Source organism: Clostridium boliviensis (assembly GCF_033342255.1).
GTDB classification, from domain to species: domain Bacteria; phylum Bacillota; class Clostridia; order Lachnospirales; family Lachnospiraceae; genus Lacrimispora; species Lacrimispora boliviensis.
Window position 1 is genome coordinate 80,143 of sequence record NZ_JAWONS010000216.1, and the last position, 19,384, is coordinate 99,526.

At 40.4% G+C, this 19,384-nt stretch carries 25 protein-coding genes and 1 pseudogene; 4 read left to right on the forward strand and 22 right to left on the reverse strand.

Annotated elements, in window-relative coordinates:
* Positions 1-19 precede the first annotated feature (19 nt).
* The gene (locus RZO55_RS12950) at positions 20-1,045 is read right to left on the reverse strand and encodes a glycoside hydrolase family 5 protein (RefSeq protein WP_318064706.1); all 1,026 of its coding nucleotides are present in this window, start codon (positions 1,043-1,045) and stop codon (positions 20-22) included.
* Positions 1,046-1,176: 131 nt separating this feature from the next.
* Here RZO55_RS12950 and RZO55_RS12955 point away from each other — a divergent pair, with 131 nt between their 5' ends.
* Complete coding sequence (locus RZO55_RS12955; RefSeq protein ID WP_318064707.1) at positions 1,177-1,929, forward strand: AraC family transcriptional regulator; 753 nt, start codon at positions 1,177-1,179, stop codon at positions 1,927-1,929.
* On the opposite strand, the gene RZO55_RS12960 is transcribed toward RZO55_RS12955, so the two are convergent.
* The 4 genes from RZO55_RS12960 to RZO55_RS12975 all read right to left on the reverse strand — a co-directional run bounded on the left by RZO55_RS12960 (position 1,926) and on the right by RZO55_RS12975 (position 5,323).
* Positions 1,926-2,732 carry a flavodoxin family protein gene (locus RZO55_RS12960; protein WP_318064708.1) on the reverse strand — a complete coding sequence of 269 codons (807 nt, stop codon included), beginning with the start codon at positions 2,730-2,732 and terminating at the stop codon, positions 1,926-1,928. The genes RZO55_RS12955 and RZO55_RS12960 overlap by 4 nt on opposite strands.
* Before the next feature lie 90 nt (positions 2,733-2,822).
* A complete protein-coding gene (locus tag RZO55_RS12965) occupies positions 2,823-3,407 on the reverse strand; it encodes a PadR family transcriptional regulator (protein ID WP_318064709.1) in 585 nt (194 codons plus the stop codon).
* Between the two features lie 73 nt (positions 3,408-3,480).
* A complete protein-coding gene (locus RZO55_RS12970; RefSeq protein ID WP_318064710.1) occupies positions 3,481-4,137 on the reverse strand; it encodes an HAD family hydrolase in 657 nt (218 codons plus the stop codon).
* Positions 4,138-4,300: 163 nt separating this feature from the next.
* Positions 4,301-5,323, reverse strand: coding sequence for a transglutaminase domain-containing protein (locus RZO55_RS12975; RefSeq protein WP_318064711.1), 1,023 nt, complete (start codon positions 5,321-5,323; stop codon positions 4,301-4,303).
* A gap of 171 nt (positions 5,324-5,494) precedes the next feature.
* On the opposite strand from RZO55_RS12975, the gene RZO55_RS12980 reads away from it, so the two are divergent.
* Positions 5,495-6,412 carry an ATPase gene (locus RZO55_RS12980; RefSeq protein WP_318064712.1) on the forward strand — a complete coding sequence of 306 codons (918 nt, stop codon included), beginning with the start codon at positions 5,495-5,497 and terminating at the stop codon, positions 6,410-6,412.
* Between the two features lie 322 nt (positions 6,413-6,734).
* Here the strand turns inward: RZO55_RS12980 and rpsI are convergent, their stop codons facing one another.
* From rpsI to RZO55_RS13020, 8 genes are all read right to left on the reverse strand, one after another.
* On the reverse strand, positions 6,735-7,127 hold the full coding sequence (gene rpsI / locus RZO55_RS12985) for a 30S ribosomal protein S9 (protein WP_104439428.1): 393 nt from the start codon (positions 7,125-7,127) through the stop codon (positions 6,735-6,737).
* 28 nt (positions 7,128-7,155) lie between these two features.
* Entirely contained in the window at positions 7,156-7,590 is a 435-nt protein-coding gene (gene rplM / locus RZO55_RS12990) for a 50S ribosomal protein L13 (RefSeq protein ID WP_097002512.1), read from the reverse strand.
* A 162-nt stretch (positions 7,591-7,752) separates the two neighbouring features.
* A complete protein-coding gene (truA, locus tag RZO55_RS12995; protein WP_318064713.1) occupies positions 7,753-8,793 on the reverse strand; it encodes a tRNA pseudouridine(38-40) synthase TruA in 1,041 nt (346 codons plus the stop codon).
* Positions 8,794-8,808: 15 nt separating this feature from the next.
* The gene (locus tag RZO55_RS13000; RefSeq protein WP_318064714.1) at positions 8,809-9,621 is read right to left on the reverse strand and encodes an energy-coupling factor transporter transmembrane component T family protein; all 813 of its coding nucleotides are present in this window, start codon (positions 9,619-9,621) and stop codon (positions 8,809-8,811) included.
* A 14-nt stretch (positions 9,622-9,635) separates the two neighbouring features.
* On the reverse strand, positions 9,636-10,484 hold the full coding sequence (locus RZO55_RS13005; protein ID WP_318064715.1) for an energy-coupling factor transporter ATPase: 849 nt from the start codon (positions 10,482-10,484) through the stop codon (positions 9,636-9,638).
* Positions 10,474-11,379, reverse strand: coding sequence for an energy-coupling factor transporter ATPase (locus tag RZO55_RS13010; protein WP_318064716.1), 906 nt, complete (start codon positions 11,377-11,379; stop codon positions 10,474-10,476). The genes RZO55_RS13005 and RZO55_RS13010 overlap by 11 nt, the downstream gene beginning before the upstream one ends.
* Before the next feature lie 195 nt (positions 11,380-11,574).
* Entirely contained in the window at positions 11,575-12,597 is a 1,023-nt protein-coding gene (locus RZO55_RS13015) for an N-acetylmuramoyl-L-alanine amidase family protein (protein WP_318064717.1), read from the reverse strand.
* A 22-nt stretch (positions 12,598-12,619) separates the two neighbouring features.
* Positions 12,620-13,846 (reverse strand): N-acetylmuramoyl-L-alanine amidase family protein, encoded by a 1,227-nt coding sequence (locus tag RZO55_RS13020; RefSeq protein ID WP_318064718.1) that lies wholly within the window; start codon positions 13,844-13,846, stop codon positions 12,620-12,622.
* Positions 13,847-14,043: 197 nt separating this feature from the next.
* Here RZO55_RS13020 and RZO55_RS25905 point away from each other — a divergent pair.
* A pseudogene (locus tag RZO55_RS25905) lies at positions 14,044-14,124 on the forward strand (4Fe-4S binding protein); the annotation flags it as partial.
* The gene (locus tag RZO55_RS25910; RefSeq protein WP_369293209.1) at positions 14,090-14,182 is read left to right on the forward strand and encodes a 4Fe-4S binding protein; all 93 of its coding nucleotides are present in this window, start codon (positions 14,090-14,092) and stop codon (positions 14,180-14,182) included. The pseudogene RZO55_RS25905 and the gene RZO55_RS25910, both read left to right, overlap by 35 nt.
* A gap of 130 nt (positions 14,183-14,312) precedes the next feature.
* On the opposite strand, the gene RZO55_RS13025 is transcribed toward RZO55_RS25910, so the two are convergent.
* The 9 genes from RZO55_RS13025 to map form a co-directional block, all read right to left on the reverse strand.
* On the reverse strand, positions 14,313-14,849 hold the full coding sequence (locus RZO55_RS13025; protein ID WP_318064719.1) for a bL17 family ribosomal protein: 537 nt from the start codon (positions 14,847-14,849) through the stop codon (positions 14,313-14,315).
* A gap of 97 nt (positions 14,850-14,946) precedes the next feature.
* Complete coding sequence (locus RZO55_RS13030) at positions 14,947-15,915, reverse strand: DNA-directed RNA polymerase subunit alpha (protein ID WP_318064720.1); 969 nt, start codon at positions 15,913-15,915, stop codon at positions 14,947-14,949.
* A 108-nt stretch (positions 15,916-16,023) separates the two neighbouring features.
* On the reverse strand, positions 16,024-16,617 hold the full coding sequence (gene rpsD / locus RZO55_RS13035; protein ID WP_318064721.1) for a 30S ribosomal protein S4: 594 nt from the start codon (positions 16,615-16,617) through the stop codon (positions 16,024-16,026).
* Between the two features lie 16 nt (positions 16,618-16,633).
* Positions 16,634-17,035: a 30S ribosomal protein S11 gene (gene rpsK, locus RZO55_RS13040; RefSeq protein ID WP_024348298.1), complete on the reverse strand. Its 402-nt coding sequence runs from the start codon at positions 17,033-17,035 to the stop codon at positions 16,634-16,636.
* A 209-nt stretch (positions 17,036-17,244) separates the two neighbouring features.
* Positions 17,245-17,613 (reverse strand): 30S ribosomal protein S13, encoded by a 369-nt coding sequence (rpsM, locus tag RZO55_RS13045; protein ID WP_097002523.1) that lies wholly within the window; start codon positions 17,611-17,613, stop codon positions 17,245-17,247.
* Positions 17,614-17,640: 27 nt separating this feature from the next.
* A complete protein-coding gene (rpmJ, locus tag RZO55_RS13050) occupies positions 17,641-17,754 on the reverse strand; it encodes a 50S ribosomal protein L36 (RefSeq protein ID WP_003497809.1) in 114 nt (37 codons plus the stop codon).
* A 346-nt stretch (positions 17,755-18,100) separates the two neighbouring features.
* A complete protein-coding gene (gene infA, locus RZO55_RS13055; protein ID WP_318064722.1) occupies positions 18,101-18,319 on the reverse strand; it encodes a translation initiation factor IF-1 in 219 nt (72 codons plus the stop codon).
* A 5-nt stretch (positions 18,320-18,324) separates the two neighbouring features.
* Positions 18,325-18,606, reverse strand: a complete 282-nt coding sequence (locus RZO55_RS13060; protein WP_318064723.1) for a KOW domain-containing RNA-binding protein — start codon at positions 18,604-18,606, stop codon at positions 18,325-18,327.
* A gap of 4 nt (positions 18,607-18,610) precedes the next feature.
* Positions 18,611-19,381, reverse strand: coding sequence for a type I methionyl aminopeptidase (gene map, locus RZO55_RS13065; protein ID WP_318064724.1), 771 nt, complete (start codon positions 19,379-19,381; stop codon positions 18,611-18,613).
* Between the last annotated feature and the right edge of the window lie 3 nt (positions 19,382-19,384).

The following is a 19,384-nucleotide window of genomic DNA, read 5'->3' on the forward strand; positions in this document are numbered from 1 at the left end:
CTAACATAGGCTAATTATTCTATCGTTCTTCTGTCCACAAATGAATCAGTTCCTTTCTGATCTCACTATAATGTTTCTCTGTCAGTCCAAAATCCATCTCTTTATAAGTCCATATAGAACATCCAATCTGATAATTCTCAAATATAGCATACACATCACGGAACCATCGCAGTGTGTCCAAAACAGGCGCCTGGTCGATGACTCCAAACTCTCCGCAGTACAGCTGTGTGCCCGCCTTTTCCGCAGCCAGAACAGCTTCTCTTACCATCTCCTCTAAGAACTCTTTCCCCATGGTCTCAGACGTTGAATGTAAGACAGCTTCTCCCTGCTCACCCAGCACAGCCGAATGTAACCGGTAATAATTCATGCTCTCAGGATAAAATACCTCCTTTTGCGGATCCATTTGTTTGACCCAGTACGCCTTCTGATGAGTAAACAAAAGCGGCTCATAAAAGTGAAAGGTAAAAATAATATTTTTATCTTCCGGTATTTTTAGTAGTTTTAAAGTGCTGGCACTATTCCACTGAATTCCTCCATAAATAATGGGCACATATGAATCATTTTTTCGTATTGCTGAGACCGTTCTGTCAATCAGATCATTCCAAAGCAATGCATTTTCCTTTTCAACAACCTCATTCAGCAATTCGTAGGCAACATTATCACTTTCTTTAAACTGAGTAGAAATGCTGTCCCACAGATTCACAAATCGATCCTGCAAGTATGGATTATGAAACAAGTCATTCTTCTCCTTGTTTCCGGCATCATTAAAATCGTAGCCGTATGCCTTATGCAGATCCAGGATTACATCAAGTTTGTTTTCCCTGCAGCAGTCACATATACTGTGGACAAGCTTATATCCTTCGTCTTTGCGATTGCCTTCTTTATCTTCAAATACCTCGTAATCAACCGGTAACCGGATATGGTCAAACCCCCATGCTGCTATCTGTTCAATATCCGCTTTTCCGATAAATGTACTGTAATGATGCATATTGTGAGTACACTGAGATAAATATCCCCCTAAATTAAGACCTCTTTTCAGTTTCATACTGCCTCACCGCCTTTCCTTAAGATAGTTTTATACTATCTGATATTGCTTGTAAAGGATATCATTTTCTTATCTTAAATATTGTTTTCATGATATAATATTTAAAGAAAAACGCAGAGGAGGTCTTACCAATGAATATTAATAAGGAACTTGCTTTTCAGGAATTTGTGAGAAGAGAAAGCAATCTTATCCGGGCACCTTATACACCGGAGCAGGAATTCTACTCTGTAATAAAATCAGGTAACACAACAAAAGTAAAGGAATTATGCCAGGAGTCTCTTTTGTTCAAAAAAGGACTTGGCACACTCTCTCTTAATTACCTTCAAAATATAAAATACCATTTTGCTATTACTGCCGCTCTGATCGCCAGATATTGCATGGAAGGCGGAATGGAACTGTCAACTGCCTATGGCCTCAGTGATTTTTATATTCGAAAAGCTGACGGCTCCACGAAACCGGAGGAGGTTGCCTTGCTTCATCCTGTCATGTGCCTGGATTATGCAAAGCGTATGAAGAATCTGAGGAAGGGCAAAGTGACATCCAGGCATATTTCAGCCTGTATTGACTACATATGGGATAATCTGCATACCCGGATAACCATAGAATCACTCGCGTCTGCCGTAGGCTTAAACTCTTCTTACTTATCCCGCCTGTTCAAAAAAGAGGTGGGCATGACCGTCAGCCAGTATATACGGAATAAGAAAATCGAGACTGCCAGGAATATGCTGATTTATTCTGACTATTCCCCCTCCCAGATCTCCTCTGTATTGGCATTTCCCAATCAAAGCTATTTCACAGAGATTTTTCATAAGGAAACGGGAATGACTCCTTCGAAATATCGAAATCTTAACTTTCGCAATACAGAGATTGGAAATGAGGGTTAGATGCCTGAAGATATCTTTTTTCCAAGGAAATCAATGAGCATTTTCATTATCTTTCCAAAGACACGTTTTACCAGATTTATATCCGCATCAAAAAAGTAAGAAGCATCAATCCAGCCCTTATCTCTCCAATAGTCACGATCTGCATCTGATGTATATATTTTACTTCGCAGGCAGTTAAATAGAAATATATCATAGTATGTAGGTACTATCTTATTGCTCTGCCCCATTTTTTCATATAACTTTTTTGCCAGAGTTTTTATTCTCAGCTGCCCTTTCACATACGTACGCTTATTAAATTTAAAAACACCTTTGGGTTCTCTATATTCAAAATACGCTGGCGAAATAATTTGTACATCACCCACCAGATCCATTGCCCAGCCGGATACTGTCATTTTTAAGTACTTGTAAACCTGCTTACTCCCTCCACCATCTGTAGTAACCACTATAATAACAGGTTTTCCGCATAGTTCCTGTCTGTGAAACAGATAAGATAAACGATCAATAAACGTTTTAATCTGCCCGGTAACCTGATAGGCATAGACCGGGCTGGAAAAAATAATTGCATCTGCTTCCTTCATCTTTTCTTTTATTTTTTCAACCTCATCCTTTCTGCAGGGACATAATAATTCACTTTTTTGAAAACAGATACCGCAGCCTTTACATTCCTCAATATGAGACTCACTCAATTGTAAATACTCAAAGTCAATTGCGGAATCGTACTTCTTTAATTCATTACCGATCTCCATGCATATGAGGTAACTGTCTTTTTTTCTCGGACTTCCTGAAACAACCAGAACATTCATATTACCTTCCTCACTATCCAATATTGGATACATTCTTATTTTTTTACACCAAAATGATCTTTCCCATCTTGGTGTATGTCTATTTACTTATTATTCATATTTCATAAAATCTGTTTCTTTAATCAGCTTTACAATCTTATTTGTATCCTGAATTATGTTGTCCAGATTTTCTAACATCATTTTATGCCAGATTATCTGACTGTCTACAGTTGTCAACATATAATCTAATGTAATAACTTCCATTGAACAGGATTCTTGTTCCTTCTCTTTTCTCCAATCATTAATCCGAAACTTCTGCTTTTCTAAGTCACTGATATGCTTTTCCACACATTGTATTATTTCTTCCTTTTGAAGACCAGCAATAATAGGATATAAAAGAAATTTTTCTGATGTCGCTCCCTGCAAAGGCTTTCCCATCTCGTTATATGCCATTGACTTCAGTATGTCTCTGCCTCTTTCCGTTATTTCATATATCTGCTTTTTCTTTTCTCCTTCTTCCGGTTTATCAATCATGTGGATGTATCCGTCTTTTTCCAATTTTTTAATTGCATAATAAATCGATCCGGATTTTATATTATTCCATTCAGACATACGGTTCAGACTAATAAACCTTTGAATCTCATAGCCGTGTGTTGGCTTAATACTAAAAAAGAAAAGAATAAATAACTGTACCATGGAATGCACCTCACCTGAAAAGTTAAATTAATTATATATCCAACATTGGATATTTTCAAGTCTTATTTGCAGATTAAATGATACTCTTTTCCATATAAAGTATCACATCCAATAATGATGACAGTATCATTTCTGCCATTTTATGATATTTTATGGTTGGTTTTTTCATGTCTGGTATGCAGATCACAGGAATCCGGGCAGAGTATGAAGCTTGTATTCCGGCTTCACTATCTTCTAATACAAGACAATTTTCAGGATTGACTTCTAATTTTTCACATGCCTTCAGAAAAATTTCCGGATTAGGTTTTCCCTTTTCAACTTCTGTACCAAAGACCATTTCATCAAAATAACAATCAATTCCATGTTGCACCAAAGCAGACAATGCTCTGTCTTTTGTACTGGATGATGCCAAAGCTATTTTATATCCATTCTTCTTTAAATAGTCCAACAGTTCTCTGGCACCTGGTTTTAATGGAACTCCTTTTATAAAATACTCTTTTTCACGTGATAAGGTGTAATCCAGTCCTTCCTGCACAGTAATAGGAAGCTGATAAAGATTTACGAGAGCTTCCATATTCCCCAGCTCTGTTTTCCCACTGTAGTTCTGCGCATAATTCTCTATGGTAAAGGAATATCCATATTTGTTTAGTACTTCCTGGTATAATTGATATGAAATCACTTCACTATCAATTAACAATCCGTCTAAATCAAAAATAACTGCTTCGATCATGCTATGTTCCTCTCTCTTTTTAAATATCTTGAACCACCTTAATTATATACGTAAATAATAGTTGTTGCTTTCACGATAACGTCATATACTATAAGAAAAGCGACAAAAAGAGGACTCGCATGATACGAAACAGAAAATGAATTACCAATATAATTATAATCTTCTACGGTGTTGCATCATTCTCCTCTTCGTATGCATCCTCCATTTTTACTGTATCTTCCATCTGTTCCTCAATGAATTTCACACGAATAACTGCCTGGGGCCAGTTAATAGAAATCTGACTGTGTCTGCCTTTTCCCCTGGCTTGCCCTGCAATAATCTGCAATAATTCTTCCATAATAACTTTAGTGAGATATCCTCCTCTCCAGTGAAAGGTTAAGATTCTTCCTTTTTTGATTGCCTGTTGGCATCGCTTTGCTATATCTTCCATTTTGGTAAATGAAAGTTTTTTATCCTTATAGAAGAAATGATCACCATCTCTGCAAGACGGAACCTTGTATATCACAGGCTCATGATCCTTAAAGATAGCCTTATCATCCAAATTGAAGTAATCATATCTCAATTCCTTTTTTCCTAACGTATTATCAAACGTGGCATCCAGATGATACCACACCCCATTGATTCGAACTACATTCCAGGCATGCCTGTATTTAATATTCTTTTCAGGATTGTTTTCTGAAATGACAACAATACAGGGAACAGAAAGCTTGTCACAAAGAACCTTCACTGATTTTGCAATTCCTTCACAAACGCCTACTCCCTGCCCCAATGGACCAAGAATTTCATGTGAATATTGTTTCTTTAACTTGTCATATGTCACATTTTCACAGATAAAATCATGAATATATTGTTCTTTTTCCCAATCACTTTTATCTTTTACCACTCTGGCAAGCTTCTCCACCCTGGCGGTCATTGCCACCTGATGCTCTCTGATTTTATTCTTATCAAATAAGTAAACCGGCTTCATCTTCACCATTGTGGAATTATCATAAAAAGTATATTGAAATGTTGATGCATAAAATATCTCCGGGCAATCCAATCTTAACTTAAAAAAGATCTCACTCAGTTCAGCACCATCAATTCTTTGTACATCAAAGCTCTGCAATTGTGACTCCAGACCGCTCTTAATGACCTGATAAATTCGTTGCTGCTGCTTATTCATCTGACTATAGTAATATGGTTCCATATAATGTTCTCCAAAATTGTAAAATTATTTTATTATATCATTTCCTGTAATCACACAGCTGTGAGTATTCTTAATAAGCCCCAGTGCTACTACCGTAACGGGCAAGAAAAGCAGCGATTATTTCGTCAATAATGGGATCGCTCTGTATTAAGGAATCACCAGCAGTTAATAATGCATTCCAAGTTAGGCAAACATGTATTAATCCATTTTAATAATGTTACAATATTAATATTTAATGTTGCCACCTTTCAATTTATACGATACACTATAGATATTCCAAAAATCACGTTATCACAAAAGGAGGCAACCAATACGATATACCAAATTATACATGAAGAGTTAGAAATAATCCATCAAAAAATCGAGGCTATACAGGATCAATTGAGTGACTTACCTCCCGGTAAACTTACTGTTACACAAAATCAATCCAGATACAAATGGTATATTTCCAACCAAAATAAGCAAAAGTACTTACCCAAATCTCATAAATCTTTAGCTGAAGAACTTGCGAAAAAGAAGTATCTATCTTATAAGTCGGAGGAACTTTTACTAGAAAAAAAAGCGTGTACTCTATATCTACAACATTTCGCTAAATCTTCTAACAAATCTGAGCAGCTTCTAGCCAATCCCCGCTACTTTCCTCTACTAGAATCATATTTTAAACCAAAATCACAAACTCATGATGAATGGGTTCACACTATATATAGTAAAAATATAAATCATCCTGAGCATCTGATTCATAAATCCCTCTCAACAAACCTCGTTCGCTCCAAATCAGAAGCCATGATTGATACAGCTCTATTTCAAAACAAGATACCATACCGTTATGAATGCCTGTTACAAATAGGTGATCTCCCGTTCTTTCCAGATTTTACTATTCTTCATCCAATCACAAATCAAATCTACTATTGGGAACATTTCGGTATGATGGACAATCCTGCCTATGCTAAAAACGCATTTTCCAAACTCCAGATCTATTGTTCAAATAATATAATTCCCTCTATAAATTTAATTACAACCTATGAAACTCGTAATGCACCTCTGAATATTTATCAGATCGAATCAATCATTCATTATTATTTTACGTAAAATGGGGCATAGATAACTTCTTTTTCATCCCTGTGCCCCATTTCTCCAATTTTTCGAACTTCTATATCTCCATGTGGGGCATATCAGCAGACGGCTCTTTAAATATGCCCCGCAAATATGAGCTCGCGGGGCATATTTAAAATCTTTTTCCTATATATACCCCTTTTCTTCACTTTTATAATCCCTACTGTAATATCGGGGGGCATAACATCAGATGGGTCACTGCCTATGCCCCCAATTAAGGATACTCAAAACCAAGCTACCCATAACAGCAAAAAATCCCCAGAACATCTCTGTCCTGAGGATTCGAATTTTGCAATTATTATCTCTTTGAGAACTGCGGCGCACGACGAGCTGCCTTTAAGCCGTATTTCTTTCTTTCTTTCATTCTTGGATCTCTTGTTAAGTATCCTGCTTTTTTAAGAACTGGACGGAATTCGATGTCTGCTTTAAGTAAAGCTCTTGCAATACCGTGTCTTACAGCACCTGCCTGTCCGGTGAAACCACCGCCGTGAACGTTTACTAAAACGTCGAATTTATCAACTGTCTCTGTTGCTGTCAATGGCTGACGAACAACAACCTTTAATGTCTCAAGACCGAAGTACTGGTCGATGTCTCTCTTATTGATGGTGATCTTACCTGTACCTGGTACTAAATATACTCTAGCGATAGATTTTTTTCTTCTACCTGTTCCGTAAAATTTTGCATTAGCCATGATAACTTCCTCCTTTCAGCACCTCTGATTAAAATTTGAATTCTAAAACTTCTGGTTTCTGAGCAGCGTTATCATGTTCTGCGCCAGCGTATACGTGAAGTTTTGTTATCATGCTTCTTCCTAAAGGTCCTTTTGGAAGCATTCCCTTAACTGCTAATTCAATAACTCTTTCAGGCTTTTTAGCCATCATTTCTCTTAAAGTTGTTTCTTTCATACCGCCAACGTAATCAGAATGGTGGTAATAAATCTTCTGATCTAACTTCTTACCGGTAACTTCAATCTTATCTGCGTTTACTACGATTACATAATCACCGCAATCCATATGTGGTGTGTAAATCGGTTTGTTCTTTCCTCTTAATACTTTAGCTACTTCTGAAGCCAAGCGTCCTAATGTATATCCTGTAGCGTCAACTACGTACCATTTTCTTTCAATTGTTGCTGGACTAGCCATAAAAGTCTTCATTGGACAACCTCCTGTAAATTATGGTGTTTTTATATTACAAAATGCTCATTCCGGGGCTTGGCTTGAACATTTTCGTCTAACGTCACAGTTATACATTATATTACATTTCCCCCTGTGTGTCAACCTTTTTTCCTGCAAAAGAAGGGGTTTTTTCCTTTAAAATCAAGGCTTTACACGCTGACTCCCAGTCAACATCCATCCATTTCCTGTTTCGTACGGATAAAAGGTGTAAAATCCATATGCTCTGCCCGAAATAATCCGGCCTTTACGTTCTTCATCCTTAACCAATACAGTATGAGCTCCGTTTCTTACTGCCTGATGAACCACGCGGATCAAAAGGCGTTCAAAATCCTCCTCCCTGCATCTGTGTATTACCAGATCTGCCTCCCCATGAGAAACAATCCGATCCTGGTAAAGAGTATAGCTCCACTCCTTGTTTTCTCCATGAATCTCTTTCTCAGGTTCTTTTTCATACTCAAGGTTCACCAGAGTCAGACCTTTCGCTGCTGTTTTCGGTCCTGCCGCATTCCGGTCCCTGGCATCTAAAATCTCTTCAACATGCTCCGGGGGATAAACGCCCATCCCAACCTTCATCAATGTTCCTGCAATAATTCTTACCATATTATATAAGAATCCATTGCCTTTTATCCGGATTGTTATGAGATCACCGGACTTAAATACTTCCATGCTGTAAATAGTCCGGACCGTTTCTTCTGCCTGCCCTCTGGCGGTACAGAAGCTTTTAAAATCATGTTCTCCGACCAGATAAGACGCTCCTGCTTTCATCTTCTCCACATCAAGAGGAAAGTAACAGAAATAGCTGTACAGCCTCATAGTAGGAACTTCGATCTTCCGGTTCATAATTTTATATTCATATGTTTTAACACAGTTTTGCTTTCTTGGGTGATAGCCTGACGGAACCTCTTCCGAGTGAAGCACCCGGATATCATCCGGCAGCCTCTGATTCAAGGCAAAGCAGATCTTGTCTGCGGGCATTCGGTTCTCTGTATCAAAAACTGCCACATTTCCCTCTGAATGCACACCAGAATCCGTCCGGCTGGCTCCCGTAACAGTGACAGGCTCTTTTAATAAGTCTGTAAGTGTGCGGTTTAACACCTCCTCAATGGTAATTCCATTGTTCTGTATCTGCCAGCCGCAGTAATTGGTGCCATCGTAGGCAACGATCATCTTAACCCGTTTCATAAGTCCTCCTTTGTTCTAAAAGCTCTGTACGCTCAGGATACGGAGACCTATGATGACTGCAAGGTAAAGAAAATACACCAGATATGTGATCCTGTCCCGCTTTCCATATTGGAGAGGCTTCATTTTTGTCCGGCCTTCTCCCCCCCGGTAACATCTGGCCTCCATTGCCATGGCAAGGTCCGTAGCACGGCGGAATGCAGAGATGAACAGCGGAACCAGCAGGGGAATCATATTTTTCGCCTTCTGAATCAGATTTCCGGTCTCAAAATCCGCGCCTCTTGCCATCTGCGCCTTCATGATCTTATCGGTTTCTTCCACCAGAATGGGAATGAACCGCAGCGCAATGGACATCATCATTGACACCTCATGAACCGGAACACGAAAACGGTTTAAAAAGCCCAGGCTTTTTTCCAGACCATCGGTCAGCTGGTTGGGCGTGGTGGTAAGAGTCATGATGGAAGACCCTACTACCAGATAGATCAGACGGATTCCCATAAATCCAGCCACCATAATTCCTTCTTTTGTGATTTTTAAAAATCCCAAAGTCAGAACTGCCGTACCGGGTGTCAGAAACAGATTGAAACTGACACTGATCAGCAGCAGAAATACGATGGCTTTTAAGCCTCTGACCATAAACTTAAGAGGAACCTTGCTGAGCTGAATGGCTGCTGCAAGAAACACAGTAGCTGCCACATAAGCCCAGATATCATTTGCAATAAATAGGGATATGATAAATATCATGGTCCCAAACAGCTTAGTCCGCGGATCCAGCCTATGAAGAATGGATTCCACCGGATAATACTGCCCTAATGTAATATCTTTCAGCATATATATCTCCCTGTCTATTTTCCCAGAAGCTTCAAAATCTCGTCTCTGGCCTCTTCTATTGTTGTAATACTGGTATCAATGGGGACTCCATGGGATTTCAGCGTCTGAACCACATAAGTGATCTCAGGAGCAGCCAGCCCCATCGCCTCCAGTTCCTTATAATGCTGAAATACTTCCTTTGGTGTATCATCAAACACTTTCTCCCCCTGGTTCATCACCAGAATCCGGTCCACATACCGGGCCACATCTTCCATGCTGTGAGAAACCAGAATAATTGTCATCTTCCGTTCCTCATGAAGCCGTTTAATCTGATCCAGGATCTCATCTCTACCTTTGGGATCCAGCCCTGCTGTGGGCTCATCAAGAATCAGAACATCCGGATTCATAGCCAGAACACCAGCGATTGCTACACGCCTTTTCTGACCTCCCGAAAGTTCAAATGGTGAACGCTTATAATAACTCTCATCAAGCCCCACCATGGTGAGCGCTTCTCTCGCCCGATTAGCTGCTTCTTCCTTATTCAGACCCTGATTTTTAGGTCCAAAGCAGACATCGGTAAATACATCAATTTCAAAAAGCTGGTGCTCCGGATACTGAAATACCAGTCCCACATGGCTTCTCAGAGCCCGAAGATTATAACCTTCCTCGTAAATATTTCTTCCATTATAATATAGTTTTCCATCTGTAGCGCGGAGAAGTCCGTTTAAATGCTGGATCAGGGTTGACTTTCCGGAACCGGTGTGACCAATCAGTCCCACGAATTCTCCATCTCGTATCTCCAGGTTCACATCCTTTATGGCATGCTGCTCAAAGGCTGTCCCTTTTCCATAGGTATAATTAATATGCTCTGCTTTAATTGACATGGCTTCCTCCGCTCTCCAGAATCACTTCTCCAGGAAAACGTTCTGCAAACCGGGGTAAAAGAGTCTCCATCAGCTCATCAAGAGTCAATATCCCATCCGGCAGATCAAGTCCCCGTTGTTTTAACTCAAATGCAAGCTCCGTTACCTGTGGTACATCCAACCGGTAGGATTTTAATGTCTCCACCTGGGAGAATATCTCACGAGGAGTACCATCCATAACCACCTTGCCTTCATCCATAACAATCACCCTGTCAGCTCCCGTAACCTCTTCCATGTAATGGGTAATAAGAAGTACAGTGATTCCCTCTTTCCGGTTCAATTCATGAACCGTTCTAACAACCTCTTTACGTCCATTGGGATCTAACATGGCCGTAGGTTCATCCAATACGATACACTGGGGTCTCATGGCCATTACACCGGCTATTGCTACCCGCTGCTTCTGCCCTCCGGACAGCCTGTTTGGTGATTTTAACCGGTATGCTGCCATTCCCACGCTTTTTAAGCTCTCATCAACACGTTTCCAGATCTCTTCTGTGGGCACTCCCAGATTCTCAGGACCAAATCCCACATCTTCTTCCACTATATTTCCAATAATCTGATTATCCGGGTTCTGAAAAACCATTCCTGTCCTTTTACGGACTTCCCAAAGATTCTCATCTCTGGAGGTATCTAAATCCTGAATCCATACCGTGCCCTCCGTAGGCAGCAATATGGCATTTAGCTGTTTGGCAAAGGTTGATTTACCAGATCCGTTATGGCCAAGGATCGCTATGAACTGGCCCTTTTCCAAATCCAGGCTCACACCATCAATGGCACGTTTAATTTCTTCAATATTTTCTTCTTCATCTTTTCTGATATAATCAAAAATCAGTTGAGACGTTTTTATTATTCCCATAGTATGCCTTTCTTTAAAAGTGAAACATCCGTATGCCACATAATTTTAGTTGAATATTGCATAACAGTCAAGCTTCGGGAAGTATCTTTTCCAAAACACAGGGTGAAAAATACCGATATTAAGTCGTAACACCATTTTACCTTATAAAAAACAGATAGATGGCACAGATGTTTCCATCTATACCATCTATCTGTTTTATTGTATCCATAAGCCCGATTCATTAACCTTATAAGTTCCATCAACCGTTGTATTCATAGCCAGGCTTCCATCTCCATTGAGATAATACCATTTACCCGGAGACGGCTGAATCCAGCCGATTGCCATATCTCCGTCGGTATTAAGGAAATACCACACTCCGTTCAGCTGCTGCCACCCGGTCTTCATCACAGCGTCTGAATCCATATAGTACCATTTATCATCAATCTTCTGCCATCCGATCGCAGCATAACCATCTTGTTTAAAATAATACCAGTTGCCGCTGATCATCTTCCAGCAGTCAGTCACGTAGTTACCGTCTTCTGCCCGGTACTTCTTACCATTCGGGTAGTTGGACCATACACCCAGAGTCTCTCCCAGTTCCTGAACCACGGAGTCATCAGAGGTGATAGTATCACCCTCTCTTAAATAATCCTCCTCCGAGGAATCCTTTAATATGGCTTTTACGGTGTAGTAATATTTATAACCGCTGTTCATATAAGGTAGAAGATCAACCGATGTGGAAGAGGTTGTCAGGCTTTTTATCCAGATTCCGTTTTCCTGATAAAGAACTACCTGATATCTGGAAGCAAATGGCACTTTTTTCCAGGACGCCCTGGTCTTTGCATTATCACTCCAGCCAGCCCGTTCCGGAGATTCCAGTTTTGCAACAGGGATATAGGAGAAGGTAATGACAGTCTCTCCGTCTTCATTCTTCACTGAAATCAGATTCGCACCTTTTATAGTGCAATCCCCTCTCTGGTAAGTACCAGATATCTGAATGGTGCCCTTCACCTTTTTACCAGGCTCCCAGTCTTCCTCATCCTTACTCCAGCTAGGACTCTCCTCCGAATAGTTCACCTTTACAGTCGGTACATTAATTCCATCCGTCCATGAACTTTTACTGCCATTCTCCACATAAACCTTTAAACTACCTGAAGCTGATGCTGTTATTCCGGTACCAAGGACCATGATCATGCATAAGAGCAGTAACCATGTACATTTCCCTTTTCTCCTAATCATCGATCTCTACTTCCTTTCTCCCCTACTTTCGCCAGATCCCTTCTCCATCTACTGCAAAGCCGCTGATGGTGGTGTTTACTGCCTTAGATCCCTCTCCAGGATAAAAATAGAACCAGTTGCCGTCAATCTGCTTCCAGCCTTCCTGCATAACACCCTGGGAATCAGCGTAATACCACTTATTATTGTAGGAAATCCAGCCAGTTATCAGTGCGCCTTCAATTCCGTTTGTTGTGGAAGGGTTTAAATAATACCATTTATTATCAGATTTAAACCAGCCTCTAAGCATCGCCCCATCACTGTTAAAATAATAGGTTTGGTCACCCTTTTTCTGCCAGCCTGTCAGCATCATGCCATTACTGTCAAAGAGATACCAGATGTCATTAATTTTAGACCAGTTATTCTTTAAATAAGTTCCATCCGGGTAGCGGTAATACCATGTATTTCCATTCTTAATCCAGCCAACTTCGCCACTGGATACAATACTGTCCTGACCTCTTCCATCGGATACTTTCTCTTTAGGTACATATACCTCACCGGATTCAGTCCAGTCACTGTTCTTTCCGTATTTATCCTCAGTATCGCTGTAAGGTACTGTACGTACCTTAAAGCTGTAGGTACCTGCTTTCGTCATATACGGATAAAAATTATAAGAAGTTGCTTTCAGTTTCTCTACCTTCTTAATAATGGAGCTTCCGCGGTATAAATATACATCATAGGCTCCTGAGCCGCTATCCGGTTCACTCCATCTTGCATTGCCAAAACCAGAATCCCTCCAATCAGCATCTTCCGGAGATTCATAGGTTCCCTTAATTGGCTTGAACTTTAACGTTACATACAACGTATCGGTACCGGAACGGTTTGAGGAAACATAGGTACCGCCCTTAACTGAAACATTACTGGACTGATAGCCTCCTTTAAATGCATATTCATCAGAATCCGTAGCATGCAGCGTTACCTTCATCTTCGGTTCATAACCAATCTTCATTTCCTTGTTGTCAGATGTAATCCAGTTTAAGTCTGTCACTTCATATCTGTTGTTATTGGAGTAAACATAATTTTCACTTCCCGATGTTGTAGAAAAAGAAGCTTCAGAAGGAAGTGTATCTCCCATTGTGATATCTTCCAGACCTACATTAATCGTTACAGACGATATAGTTTTCACGGAAGCTGCCATTGTATCAATTGGTATACTGGCTGTCAATACCCCCAATGCAGAGACAATAGTCACCAGTCTCTTTAAACGCTTCATACTTAATACCTCCCGTTTTTATTTTAGCGCATTATAACATTAGAACCATAATATTCTACATTTAACATTATAGCCCTGAAAGTAATTGTCCGTCAACTTACGATATTCTTTCTTTATTCTTTAGTTTCTTAAGGGGTGGGTGGTCATTCATTTCTGAGATTGTGATGTAGTCACTGATAATAATTCTTTAATCCCTTATGATTGCCCCAATTACTGTATCACTTTTTAAAGGACGCTACTGGTATGGCAACCTCTGCCCTAGGGGAACGAGATTGCATTTATTGCGGAAAATGTGTTTCAGCCTGTCCAAAAAGTGCAATTGGTTATCACAAGTAATATACCTTTTTTAAAAGGGCCTTAGCGTGTTGCAGAACTGTTTCTACGAATAGTTTTGCAGCACGTTCTTTATTTATAACAAAAAATTCCCGATAAGGAATTTCTTCCATATCGGGAATCTGAATGTCATTTATACAAGCTCCAGAACTACTTCCATCGCTGCATCACCCTTACGCTGGCCGATCTTAACGATACGTGTGTAACCACCATTGCGGGAAACATACTTTGGTGCAACTTCATCAAACAGCTTCTTCGGAAGATCAACAGACTTTGTGTTTTTCTTTCTACCAGCTGCTTCAGACGGAACTTCTGTTACGTCGTAAAGGACCTTTAACATCTGTCTTCTTGCATGAAGTCTGGAAGGAAGATCTTTTTTGATCTCTTTTTCTACTTCATCATAAACAGTTACTTTCTTGCCGTTTACAGTTTCTTTCACTCTCTTACCGTCTTTATCTTTACGTGCAACTTTCGCAGTAACCTTAACAGTTTCGAAGTTATCCTTCTCTTTTACTGCCATAGCAATCAGGCCTTCTGCAACTTTGCGGATTTCCTTTGCTCTTGCTTCTGTTGTCACGATTTTGCCATTATATAATAATGCAGTTACCTGGTTTCTGATTAACGCTTTTCTCTGACTGGAAGTTTTTCCCAGTTTTCTATATCCTGCCATCTCAATATTCCTCCATTTGTGGAACACTGATACATGCTTCATCGGTCTTACTGTATCAGTGCTTAATCTCCATAAATCAACTGCTTAAGCGGTCCAATTATGCATTGGTATCATCGCTTGGGTTAAGCTGTAATCCCAGTTCCTTTAACTTTGCCAGTACCTCTTCTAAGGATTTGCGGCCTAAGTTACGAACCTTCATCATATCTTCTGAAGTTCTGTTGCACAGTTCTTCTACCGTATTGATTCCAGCTCTCTTGAGACAATTATAGGAACGGACAGAAAGCTCCAGTTCATCAATATTCATCTCCAGAACTTTTTCCTTCTCATTGTCTTCCTTTTCTACCATAACTTCTGCTGTCTTGGCGTTCTCAGATAGATCAATGAATAAGTTCAAATGCTCACTCAGTACCTTTGCAGCCAGGCTGACTGCTTCATCCGGTGCCAGAGTTCCATTTGTAAATACATCTAATGCCAGCTTATCATAGTCGGTAACCTGACCTACTCGGGTGTTTTGTACCGTCATGTTGACACGTTCTACTGGTGTATAAATAGAATCAACAGCAATCACACCTATCGGTAAATCTTCACTCTTATTCTTGTCTGCACTCACATAGCCACGACCTTTTGTGATTGTAAGCTCCATATAGAACTTACTGTCAGTACCGCCGCTAAGTGTAGCGATAACCTGCTCCGGGTTCATGATCTCGATATCGGGATCTGCCTGGATATCCGCTGCAGTTACCACACCTTCGCCTTCAAACTCAATGTATGCAACCTTGGCTTCATTGGTATCGCTGTTGTTTTTAATAGATAAGCTCTTGATGTTCATAATGATCTCAGTCACATCTTCCTTAACTCCAGGAATCGAACTGAATTCATGCAAAACGCCGTCGATTTTTACCTGGCTGACTGCAGCGCCCGGTAAGGAAGAAAGCATGATTCTTCTTAAGGAATTACCTAAAGTCGTGCCATAACCTCTTTCAAGCGGTTCAACTACAAACTTGCCATATTTTTTATCTTCTGAGATTTCAGCAATCTCAATGTTTGGTTTTTCAAAATCGAACACTAATAGCCCCTCCTTTTGGGTATTTTGTATCGAGGGTCTTATACTCAAACCTTGCCCGGAAGCAAAGCGCCCCCGGGCGAAAGCCAGCTTCTATCAACAGACTTTCAATTATTTGGAGTACAACTCGACGATAAGCATTTCATTCACTGGAACATCAATCTCATCTCTTGTTGGTAACTCTTTAACAGTACCACGTAAATTCTCATGGTCAACATCAAGCCATGCCGGAACCATACGACCTGCTGTAGATTCCTGAACACTTTTAAATCTTGCATTGGTTTTGCATTTTTCTTTTACTTCGACTACATCGCCAGCCTTAATTAAATAGGAAGGGATGTTTACGCATTTGCCATTCACAAGAATGCTCTTATGGTCAACCATCTGTCTGGTCTCTCTTCTTGTTCTTCCGAATCCCATACGGAATACTACGTTGTCAAGTCTTCTCTCAAGAAGAATCATAAGGTTTTCACCAACCATACCATTCATTCTCTCAGCCTTGGCATAATAGTTACGGAAAGGTTTCTCAAGCACGCCGTAGATGAATTTAGCTTTCTGCTTTTCTCTCAGCTGAATGCCGTATTCACTCATCTTTCTGTTTGCTCTTTTTAATTCTCTGTTTGATTTTTTATCTATTCCTAAATAGATCGGATCAAGACCAAGGGATCTACATCTTTTAAGAACAGGAACTCTGTCAACTGCCACTGTAATTACCTCCTAATTAGACTCTTCTACGTTTTGGTGGACGACAACCGTTATGTGGTACAGGAGTTACGTCCTTGATGCTGGTTACTTCTAAACCGCATGCCTGAAGTGCACGAATAGCTGCTTCACGGCCTGAACCAGGACCTTTAACCATAACGTCTACTGATTTTAAACCATGTACAAGAGCTGCTTTAGTAGCAGTTTCTGCCGCCATCTGAGCTGCATATGGAGTAGATTTCCTTGAACCTCTAAATCCCAGACCACCAGCACTTGCCCAGGATAATGCATTACCCTGTGTATCCGTTAATGTCACAATTGTGTTATTAAAAGATGACTGGATATGTGCTTGTCCGCGTTCAACGTTTTTCTTTACGCGCTTTTTTGTCACTTTTTTAGTAGTGGACATTTTTTTAGCCATTTTAAACTAACCTACTTTCTTTATAGTTGCTCCGCCCTGCCCGCAGCCGCGTAACGCAGGGAACGAAATCTGAATCTTGTTATTCCTGTTTTTAAAACATGTAACGTGATTCTGTATTGTTGGTTTTAATGATGTTCTTTTCCCTTGCGGTCAAAGAACGGCTTTCACACTAAGTTCGTGAGATACCTCACTAAGTGTTCAATGCCTGCCTATTTCTTCTTATTTGCTACAGTTTTTCTAGGACCCTTACGAGTTCTTGCATTGGTCTTAGTTTTCTGACCACGAACCGGAAGACTTTTTCTATGACGGATTCCGCGATAGCAACCGATTTCCTGAAGTCTCTTGATGTTCATTGCGATTTCTCTACGTAAATCACCTTCTACAGTCTGAGACGCTGTAATTACTTCTGCAATTCTCTTTACTTCGTCATCGGTTAAGTCCTTAACACGAGTGTCAGGATTAACGCCAGCAGTTGTAAGAATGCGGTTTGAACTGGTTCTACCGATACCGTAGATGTAAGTTAAACCGATCTCAACACGTTTTTCTCTTGGTAAATCAACACCTGAAATACGAGCCATGTGTGTAGTACACCTCCATTAATTATTTTAACCTTGTCTCTGCTTATGCTTAGGATTTTCACAGATTACTCTGATACTGCCTTTTCTTTTGATGATTTTGCATTTTTCGCAAATCGGCTTGACTGATGATCTAACCTTCACAGCAATTCTCCTTTCCGTTATGCGCCCTTCGCATTGAGCACTCAGCCTCTGTCTTATAGACGCTTACGTGCGAAAGTGCTCCCCGACACTTAGTGAGGTCTCTTACGAGCCTGGTGACGATGGAGTCTCCTCTTGCAAAGAGCTTTCTGAGTATACCCGCAGTGTGTTTTTATCTTAAAACCAGTGCTGCCCATATGGGCATAATACACCCAGTATTTCAACAAAGTCGCTATAGCATTATAACACTGTTTCTTTTAAAATGCAAGCGCTTTTTCCTATATATTTCTTAACCCTCTGCCCTGGCGTGTCGCGTTCCAAATCTGGAACGCGCCGGACCCTGGACGCTTTATTTATCTCGCCAGATGATTCTTCCCTTGCTTAAATCATAAGGGGACATCTCGATGGTTACCTTATCACCTGGTAAAATACGAATGTAGTTCATGCGAAGTTTTCCGCTGATATGAGCTAACACCTGATGCCCGTTTTCCAGTTGTACCTGGAACATGGCATTGGGAAGTTTCTCCACAACGGTACCTTCAATTTCAATAACATCTGCTTTTGACATAAATCTTACCTCCTAACAACCTGATCTTCTCTTTTGAAACATTGGATGAAATGTTTGATCTCTTCATCGGTGACTCTTTTATTTTCCCTGATCTTATCTCCTGGAGATTGTTTCTCCCACAACAGGGGGATTACATGCTTTTTCTTTTTTTTCTTGGGGCAGTCTAGACGTCTTATTTTTCCGTCCACCAGATATATATATTCGCCTTCCTCACGCAATATGAAGAAATATTCTCCTTTGTCGTGGCCTGCCGTGGATTTTACGAATAAACCGGTGTACTCATTCATCGGCCTATTCCCCGCAGACTTCGGAAACCAGACTTAATATCTCCGGTTCACCTTCTGTGATAAGAATCGTATTCTCATAATGAGCGGAAAGCTTTCCGTCCTCTGTTACTACGGTCCAGTCATCATCAAGCCAGACCACTTCCAGTGTTCCTTCATTAATCATAGGCTCAATTGCAAGTGTCATGCCTGGTCTCAATTTGATTCCCCGTTTTCTTGTGGAAAAATTGGGTATTTCCGGATCTTCGTGAAGGTGGGTACCGATTCCGTGACCAACCAGATCCCGTACAACGCCATATCCGAATTTTTCTGCATATTTCTGGATTGCCGCAGATATTTCACCTAAATGATTGCCAGATTTTGCATATTTAATCCCTTCAAAGAAACATTGTTTCGTCACTTCCATAAGTTGTCCCGCTTCAGGAGTGATCTCTCCGATCCCGTAAGTTCTTGCTGCGTCGGAATGATAGCCTTTATAAATCACTCCCGCATCCAGGCTTACAATATCTCCTTCTCTCAGTACGCGCTTCTTATTTGGTATTCCATGAACTACCTCATCATTGACTGATACGCAAATGGAGGCAGGATAACCGTTATAATTTAGGAATGAAGGCGTACAGCCATAGCTTCTTATGATCTCTTCACCCAGATGGTCAATATCCCAGGTTGTCATTCCCGGCTTTAAGGCCTTCTTCAGTTCTTCATGAGTGATGCATAGAATTCTTCCGGCCTCTCTCATAAGTTCTATTTCTCTAGCAGATTTAATCGTAACTGACATAAA

Excerpts from the sequence above, each read along its gene's own strand:
- infA (WP_318064722.1), bottom strand. The coding sequence starts at position 18,319 with ATGTCAAAAGCAGATGTTATTGAAATTGAAGGTACCGTTGTGGAGAAA.
- RZO55_RS12960 (WP_318064708.1), bottom strand. The coding sequence starts at position 2,732 with ATGAATGTTCTGGTTGTTTCAGGAAGTCCGAGAAAAAAAGACAGTTAC.
- rpsI (WP_104439428.1), bottom strand. The coding sequence starts at position 7,127 with ATGGCTAATGCAAAATTTTACGGAACAGGTAGAAGAAAAAAATCTATC.
- RZO55_RS13025 (WP_318064719.1), bottom strand. The coding sequence starts at position 14,849 with ATGGCAGGATATAGAAAACTGGGAAAAACTTCCAGTCAGAGAAAAGCG.
- rpsK (WP_024348298.1), bottom strand. The coding sequence starts at position 17,035 with ATGGCTAAAAAAATGTCCACTACTAAAAAAGTGACAAAAAAGCGCGTA.
- rplM (WP_097002512.1), bottom strand. The coding sequence starts at position 7,590 with ATGAAGACTTTTATGGCTAGTCCAGCAACAATTGAAAGAAAATGGTAC.
- RZO55_RS13060 (WP_318064723.1), bottom strand. The coding sequence starts at position 18,606 with ATGAATGAGTACACCGGTTTATTCGTAAAATCCACGGCAGGCCACGAC.
- RZO55_RS12955 (WP_318064707.1), top strand. The coding sequence starts at position 1,177 with ATGAATATTAATAAGGAACTTGCTTTTCAGGAATTTGTGAGAAGAGAA.
- RZO55_RS12975 (WP_318064711.1), bottom strand. The coding sequence starts at position 5,323 with ATGGAACCATATTACTATAGTCAGATGAATAAGCAGCAGCAACGAATT.
- truA (WP_318064713.1), bottom strand. The coding sequence starts at position 8,793 with ATGAAACGGGTTAAGATGATCGTTGCCTACGATGGCACCAATTACTGC.
- RZO55_RS12950 (WP_318064706.1), bottom strand. The coding sequence starts at position 1,045 with ATGAAACTGAAAAGAGGTCTTAATTTAGGGGGATATTTATCTCAGTGT.
- map (WP_318064724.1), bottom strand. The coding sequence starts at position 19,381 with ATGTCAGTTACGATTAAATCTGCTAGAGAAATAGAACTTATGAGAGAG.
- RZO55_RS12965 (WP_318064709.1), bottom strand. The coding sequence starts at position 3,407 with ATGGTACAGTTATTTATTCTTTTCTTTTTTAGTATTAAGCCAACACAC.
- RZO55_RS13010 (WP_318064716.1), bottom strand. The coding sequence starts at position 11,379 with ATGGGAATAATAAAAACGTCTCAACTGATTTTTGATTATATCAGAAAA.
- RZO55_RS13000 (WP_318064714.1), bottom strand. The coding sequence starts at position 9,621 with ATGCTGAAAGATATTACATTAGGGCAGTATTATCCGGTGGAATCCATT.
- RZO55_RS13015 (WP_318064717.1), bottom strand. The coding sequence starts at position 12,597 with ATGATTAGGAGAAAAGGGAAATGTACATGGTTACTGCTCTTATGCATG.
- rpsM (WP_097002523.1), bottom strand. The coding sequence starts at position 17,613 with ATGGCTCGTATTTCAGGTGTTGATTTACCAAGAGAAAAACGTGTTGAG.
- RZO55_RS12980 (WP_318064712.1), top strand. The coding sequence starts at position 5,495 with ATGCATTCCAAGTTAGGCAAACATGTATTAATCCATTTTAATAATGTT.
- RZO55_RS12970 (WP_318064710.1), bottom strand. The coding sequence starts at position 4,137 with ATGATCGAAGCAGTTATTTTTGATTTAGACGGATTGTTAATTGATAGT.
- RZO55_RS25910 (WP_369293209.1), top strand. The coding sequence starts at position 14,090 with ATGGCAACCTCTGCCCTAGGGGAACGAGATTGCATTTATTGCGGAAAA.
- RZO55_RS13020 (WP_318064718.1), bottom strand. The coding sequence starts at position 13,846 with ATGAAGCGTTTAAAGAGACTGGTGACTATTGTCTCTGCATTGGGGGTA.
- RZO55_RS13005 (WP_318064715.1), bottom strand. The coding sequence starts at position 10,484 with ATGTCAATTAAAGCAGAGCATATTAATTATACCTATGGAAAAGGGACA.